Raw genomic sequence first — 7,259 nt, forward strand, 5'->3', positions numbered from 1 at the left:
GTAAATGTCGCCCGTAAATATGATCTTGGTATCTTCACCCGCCCGGGAAATGATGGTTTTAATTTCATGCGGGGTCAGGTTCTGCGCCTCATCTACGATAAAAAAGATCTTGGTCAGCGTTCTTCCCCTGATGTACGCCAGCGGCGAGATCACGATCTTTTCCGTGTTAACAAACTCATCTATTCTGCCCTGTACCTTAGGATCGTCATTATACTGTTCTTTGATAAACCTCAGATTATCCCAGATCGGCGCCATATAAGGATCTATCTTAGACTTAATATCGCCTGGCAGGAAACCAATATCCTTGTTGCTCAGCGCAATGATAGGACGTGTTACATAAATCTGGCGATATTCTTTACGCTGCTCGAGTGCACTGGCCAGGGCCAGCAAGGTCTTACCCGTTCCGGCCTTACCCTGGATGGTCACCAGTTTAATATCAGGATTCAGCAATGCATGAACAGCAAAAGCCTGCTCATGATTCCTAGGTGTAATGTTAAATATAGTTTGCGGCTTAATCGCATAAAGGTATTTCGTTTGCGCATAATACCAGGCCGTAGCGCTCTTTCTGCCTGATTTTAGGATGCAAAAATGGTTGGCTTCAGGATCTGCAATGTCAAGCTGATTTGCAGGAGCGCTGCCTGCTGCCTTGAGTTCATTGAGGAGCGTTTCGGGTACTTTGCTGATGATGCTTTTTCCGGTATACAGTTCGTCCAGATTTTTCACCTTACCGGTTTCATAATCTTCAGCATAGAGATCAAGAGATTTGGCCTTTAGCCTCAGGCAAATGTCTTTAGATACCAGTATTACTTTTTTTTGCGGAAATTCCTCCTTCAGACTGAGCGCCGCATTGAGGATCCGGTGGTCAAATTTACCCTTGCCAAAGACCTCTTCCGCGTCTGTAATTTTAGGCTTTTTGTCCATTACCACTTTAAAGCTCCCTCTTTTGACACCTATTTTCGGGCTGAAGCCATTTAATGGAATCCATTTGTTCATGATCTTGTCACCCGAAGCCTTGTCCATAAGGCGGATAAAACTTCTGGCCTCCGCATTGCGCGTCTCATTGCCGTTCTTCATGTTATCCAGCTCTTCCAGCACCTGTATGGGAATGGCAACATCATGCTCCTGGAAATTGTTGAATGCATTGTGATCATAGAGGATTACCGAAGTATCGAGTACAAAGATCTTTTGCTTTAGCGAAGGTTGTTTTACGGATTTACTCATGACAGCTAAAAATAGCGAAATTTATGTTTGAAGTGAAATGGTATAAAAAGACAACGGGTCTTTGATGCGGATACAATTCCGCACCAAAGACCCGTTGCCCTGAATAATAATTGTCAGTTTAAAAAAGTAAGTAGATCTTGAAGCCAAGGTCATTGATAATACCCTGGGTATTCAGACTAAAATTAGTATCTCTCTTTTTATAAACATCTGATGCACTGGTGCCATCTGTCTGATTGGTAGTTGTGTATGAAGCTGTAGCTGACAACAAACGGGTTTCAAGAGCCCATCTTTTGTTTATGAACCAGGTGACACCTCCATAAGCGCCAAGGCCATAAGAATTGCTTTTAAAGGAATTCAAATTCTGCAGATCATCATAATCAAGTTTGGTGAGGCTATAAGAGGCGCTACCACCAGCATAGGCGTAAAACTTTCCAATTAGCGGATAATACTTTTGGTAGCTCAAGCCTCCTCCAAATATTTCTGTTGCATTGTTCTGGGTATTATTTGTGCTGGTAGAGCTGCTGCGCCCATACAACAGATCAATGCCAAGTTTGGTATTATCGCTAATGAAGTGCCCGTACCCCAGGGAAAAACTGCTTTGCTTTTGCTTTTGTCTCGCATTTCCTGACGGGATGTTTTGTTCTGACTTAGAGGTATAGGTACTTACACCAAGACTTAGCGCATTGGTTCCTTTTGTCTGGGCATATCCGCATAGCGATGCCACTACTGCAAGAGCAGTTAATAGTTGTTTTTTCATTTGTGTGTGTTTATGTGTTTAAGTCATCAATATAATTAGATAAATTATCATTACAAATTATAATTTATCATTATTTGTAACATAATTAAAACACAATGGAAAAACAGGTATAGACATGTTTGTAAATTAAACACGAATGTCGAAAAAAGAAAATTACCCAAACTGTTAAAGCACAACTGAATAGTCGTAAAACTGAAGATATCAAACCGAAATGTCTATAAAACGGAAAACGGAGTTCCTCTTCTTGCGATTTGGTGACTCCGTTTCCAATTACCTGCTGCCGTAGCCTCAGATAACTATCAACTGCTCTGTATCCTTAACCTTTCGTGGCGTTCTTTAGTTCCTAAGAACTTCGAAGCCCGTAAAATTATACTGTCCGATTTATCCCGTAGAATTCCTCTTTCAGTGTATAATGTCCTTTGCGGATTCAGCTAATCTACCTTCGCTTCGCAGCTACCGGTGATGTTTTGGTGCGACCCGTTTTCTCCGTTTCCTTTGATATCGGGTTACCTGTGCTGATCCTTAGATTTACCAGAACCTTCCGCCCTGGGGCTAAGTATTCTTTTTGGTATTTCTTCAGACTGTCAAAGTACTTGCTAATTGATAGATCTAATATACGGAGGTAAATGAAGTTTTGCAAGAAAAAGTTAAACAACTTATAAACAAATTCTTAACAGGTTGCTAACAAAGTTATGAACAGTATTAGGGATATTTTTTCAAATTTATTGTAGCGAAAAATAATCCAGACTCGTTTAGTTGTTTGAGAGCGTTAATTTAGATGATGGGGTTGGGTCTTTATGACCTGATCCCATTTTTATTAGAAACATCCTTATACTAAACTTTACAACCATGATAACCAAATCTTACAACAAACTGCCTTCTGTCAACTCACTGATTATTTGTGTAGTAGCCCTGCTGATTATGATCGCCATACAGCTGGTACAGAATTAGCCCTGCCCCTGCTCTATCGCAGTGATTTTCGCAAGGCGATTTACGTGACGTTCCTCACCTGTAAAATTTGCCTTCAAAAATGCAGATACGATGTCTTTGGCCAGCTCAATCCCAATCACCCGTTCGCCAATACATAGTATATTCACATCATCGTGCTCTACAGACTGGTGTGCAGAATAAGTATCGTGACAAACCCCCGCTCTGATGCCCTTAAATTTATTGGCTGCAATGCTCACTCCCACAGAACTGCCGCAGACCAATATGCCCCTGTCACCCTCCTTATTTTGCAAAGCACGAGCTACATCTGCAGCGTGATCCGGATAATCGGAGGGCAAGCCGGTATAACTGCCCTTATCGATCACAATATATCCCTCTTTTTGCAGGATCTCGGCAATAATAGTTTTGTATTTAAACCCTGCGTGGTCCGATCCGATAATTACTTTCATGATTTACTTATTAGAATCCAGTTCTTCCATTGTAAAGGTCTTTTGCCTGCCTTTATATTTATTGCGTATACTTAGAATGTCTTTCTTATCAACTTTGGCAGCATCATTCTGCCAGGACTGCCTGATGAAGCTGAGCAGCTGCGCAACGTCTTCGTCGCTCAGCTCGTCGTTGTGCCCAATGCCCGGCATATCACCCGCTACCTCAGGTGCCTCATACACATGACCGTTTACATTTATAGGTCCGGTCAGGCCAAAAAGCACAATAGAGATCAGTTTGTTCTTATCACCATTTACCCATTGCGACTTGTTTAAAGGCGGCGCCAGCGAAGGCGTTCCGTTGCCATCAGCACCATGGCAAGTCTGGCAGGTCGACCTGAATATAGCCGAACCCTTAGGGAACTGGCTGGCCAGCAGTTCCGGATTGCGGTTCTTCTGTGTGTTCTTATATGCAGTGATGACCTTCTGAAGCTGTTTATTGATCCTTAAACCAGAATCGGGAACTATAGCCGCAAGAGATTTTTTAAAAGCCTCTTCCCGATACGCCAGGTTACTGATCACCGCATCAGCAACATAAGCATTGTCCGGATATTTTTTAGCCAGATCAACCAGGAATCCATTTGCAGCTTTTTCGTTAAAAGGTTTCAGGTCGGCAGCCAGAAATCCGATATAAGGAGCAGCAAGTTCATCATTATTGTCCAGCAGTTGCTGCAGTGCAGTAACATACAACGGTGCAGATGAAAGACTGATGACCGATGGGATGACCGTCAATGCCTGCATACGAACCGGCCACTCCTGGCTTTTCAGCAAGGCGAGTACCTCATTGGTTTCTAATGCATGCAGCCCCTCCAAAGTCCAAAGGGCATGAATGACCTGCAATGGCTTACCGGTTTGTTTGATCACTTCTTTCAACAATGGAATGGCCGCTTTATTTTTACCATCGATCAGTGTCTGCTGTGCCTCATCCCGCAAATAACCATTGGGACTGCCCAGCATGGCTACCAATTGCCCTGGATCGTCAGGAATGGACACCATAGAAGCTTTTTTGCCTTTAGGTACAATTTTATAGATTCTTCCACAATTTAATGGCAAAGTCAGATTCCGCATCTTGATCTGGTTGGCCAGGTATGGCGTCACATACGTCTTATGTTGGATGATCCCGCGGTACATATCCAATACGTACATAGCACCATCCGGTCCGTTGTACAAGCTTACCGGCCTGAAGCGCTCATCTGTACTTGCCAGAAACTCCCTGCCTTTATAGGCCTGCTCTCCCTTAGCAATATACCCGTTCTCTTTGATGATATTTCTTTTGATCAGATTGCCGGACGGCTCAGCCACAAAAGCATTAAAATCATAATCCTTGCCAAACAGTTCACCCCTATAGATCAGTGGTGAACAGGCAGCCGTAAAACTGGCAAGCCTCAGGCTGTCATCGAGCGTGCCCTTCATGTAGCCCCTGTTTACACCCGGATTTGGCCTGATGGGATAGGTACGGTTATTAGGCACCGTCCGTTCATAATAACCAGCCACACTGCGCTGGTTATTATTGGTAGCCCCAAAGCCCGGGCTAAAATAATCGCCCTGCACATTGGAGGAATTGTCATTGTAATACAGGCGGCCATAATTGTCCTGGCTCACACCCCACTGCCCTCTGAAATGTGTATCGTCAATCAGCCAGTTATCACCTTGTTTCCTATACCGCTTACTCGATTTGGCATTGTAGATCCAGTTGTCCAGGTCTCTTAACAAGCCATTCGGCTGATGCTCCACATTACCTTCCGTCGCATATTTAGGGTCTACCAGAGTCTTTTTAACCGGTTTATCATCCTTCAGGTCATAATACCAAAGATTGGGTGGTTCGGCTACCAATATCCCGCCCTCGATCAGACAGATCGATCTTGGCAATACCAGTGAATCAATAGCCACCTTGCGATCGTCAAACACCCCATCCTTATTTTTATCTTCCAGGATTACAATATTTCCGGTAGGCTTGTCCTCTCCCGTGCCTAAAGTATCAGGCATGTATCCATTCATTTCTACCACCCACATGCGGCCCTTTTTGTCAAAAGACATCGCGACCGGAGTAGTGACCAGCGGTTCAGAAGCGATCAGCTGTACTTCAAAACCGTCTTCGACCTGCATCTTGCTGATAGATTGATCTGCAGGAACGAGCGGGGAAGATGTAAGGTCGACCGGGCCCGGTTTAGATAAAGTACTGGAAGTAGTGGCAGCCTTTTTATAACTCTGGCATTGGTACAATGTAAATACGCCAAGTATCAGGGATGCATAAATGTAAGGTCTCATAGCGGGTTGCTGCAATATATATGGTTTCTTTTGTGTAAGGCAAATCTAAAAAGTTATCTTATAAAACAGCATGCTTTTTAATATCAGTATTGTTACTACAACCTTGTAGTTTAATAATTTACGTAAAAATCCCTGTAAAATTATAATATTTGTGCTTTTCTTTAGAACTTTTAGAACTGTTATGAAACAAATCCTGTTTACCCTGCTTTTGTCCGTATTCGCTACGCTAACTTATGCCCAGGGCCTTGAACCCGGAACTGAAATTCCAAACACCGTTTTCTACAAGACAGACGGCAAGGTGTTTTCAACAGAGCAGATTACAAAAGGAAAGAAATCATTACTGATGTTTTTTGATGCCACCTGCGAGCATTGCCAGCGTGTAGCAACCGTTCTGTCCAAAAGAACCAAAGAACTGGGCAACGTCAACATCTACCTGATCAGCCAGGATGAGAAAGTCTCCATAGACTATTACATCAGCAATTTTGCCAAACCATTAGTGGCACTGAAAAATGTAACAGTATTGAGAGATAAAGACCGCATGTTTATACCTCTTTTTCATCCTAAAGAATACCCCTCATTGTATTTATTTTCCACTAACCGCAAGCTGATCTATTATACCAGCAAAGAAAAGGAAGTGCCGAAGATGTTTCCTTTGTTAAAGTAATGTTTAATCGTTTCGTTTACTATTCCAGTAAAGCAAAAACACACCACAATACCGGTGCCTGACCATGCATGTCACCCGTGATCCGCTTCCTGTCCAGGTAATACTGCCTGCTGTTTTCCTTGTTCGTTCCCTGGCAAACCTCTCTGACATCCCCGTTGGGCTCAATATATTTCGTCAGGGCAATCCATCCCTTTCTGGCCACAGCACCATATTCCTTTTCCTCCAGCCAGCCATTTTTCACACCCTTAATCATCGCAAAAGTAAACATTCCCGTTCCCGAGCTCTCCGGCCATGACCCCGTGTCATCGATCAATTGCAGCCACATCCCATCCTTATTCTGATATTTTTTGAGCGAAGCCATCATCGTCTGATAAGCTTTCAATATCCTTGGCCGGTCCTTATTGTCCTTCGGCAATGAACTTAGCAGCTCCGCCATACCCGCCGCCATCCAGCCATTGCCCCTGCCCCAGAAAAAAGGAACATCAGCGGCATGATAGAACAAACCATTGGGCCGTTGAATCGCATCAAGGTAAACCACCATTTCAGCAGCGGCACGGTCAATATATTTGCGGTCGCCGGTAGCCCTGTAAGCCTGGGCCTGGATATTGGTAATCATGTACATATCATCGATCCACATGCGGGTTTCCCAGCTCAAACCTTTATCCAGCAGTTCCTTGTGCTCAGGTTTCGCCTTTGCAGGCAATGTCCATTGCTGATCCGCAAACCACTTGCCCATGCCCAGATAAATATCATTCTTCTTCTGCATGTAAAGCTCCAGCGGCAAAGTCCCGAAGATATTGGGGTCTACATGGTCAGGTCGTGGCTGCAAAGCTTTTTTTTCGTATAATAAGGGCCTGAAACGATTGTCCAGCCCATCCCTTAGCACCGCATTTTTTGTCACCGCCGCATATTTCAA

6 protein-coding genes are annotated in these 7,259 nt (G+C 43.8%); 1 reads left to right on the forward strand and 5 read right to left on the reverse strand.

Annotated features, from left to right (window positions below; all coding sequences use genetic code 11):
* The 4 genes from VK541_RS07805 to VK541_RS07820 all read right to left on the reverse strand — a co-directional run.
* Positions 1-1,221: PhoH family protein (locus VK541_RS07805; protein ID WP_324368613.1), on the reverse strand; the 1,221-nt coding region annotated here is incomplete at its 3' end.
* 118 nt (positions 1,222-1,339) lie between these two features.
* Entirely contained in the window at positions 1,340-1,978 is a 639-nt protein-coding gene (locus VK541_RS07810; RefSeq protein WP_324368615.1) for an outer membrane beta-barrel protein, read from the reverse strand.
* A 947-nt stretch (positions 1,979-2,925) separates the two neighbouring features.
* Positions 2,926-3,375 carry a ribose 5-phosphate isomerase B gene (rpiB, locus tag VK541_RS07815; RefSeq protein WP_324368617.1) on the reverse strand — a complete coding sequence of 150 codons (450 nt, stop codon included), beginning with the start codon at positions 3,373-3,375 and terminating at the stop codon, positions 2,926-2,928.
* Positions 3,376-3,378: 3 nt separating this feature from the next.
* Positions 3,379-5,679 carry a DUF7133 domain-containing protein gene (locus tag VK541_RS07820; RefSeq protein ID WP_324368619.1) on the reverse strand — a complete coding sequence of 767 codons (2,301 nt, stop codon included), beginning with the start codon at positions 5,677-5,679 and terminating at the stop codon, positions 3,379-3,381.
* 181 nt (positions 5,680-5,860) lie between these two features.
* Between VK541_RS07820 and VK541_RS07825 the strand changes: the two genes are divergently transcribed.
* Complete coding sequence (locus VK541_RS07825; RefSeq protein WP_324368621.1) at positions 5,861-6,343, forward strand: TlpA family protein disulfide reductase; 483 nt, start codon at positions 5,861-5,863, stop codon at positions 6,341-6,343.
* 19 nt (positions 6,344-6,362) lie between these two features.
* Here the strand turns inward: VK541_RS07825 and VK541_RS07830 are convergent.
* Positions 6,363-7,259: glycoside hydrolase family 88/105 protein (locus VK541_RS07830; RefSeq protein WP_324368623.1), on the reverse strand; the 897-nt coding region annotated here is incomplete at its 5' end.

The sequence above is a fragment of the Pedobacter sp. genome, assembly GCF_035317785.1.
Classification (GTDB): domain Bacteria; phylum Bacteroidota; class Bacteroidia; order Sphingobacteriales; family Sphingobacteriaceae; genus Pedobacter.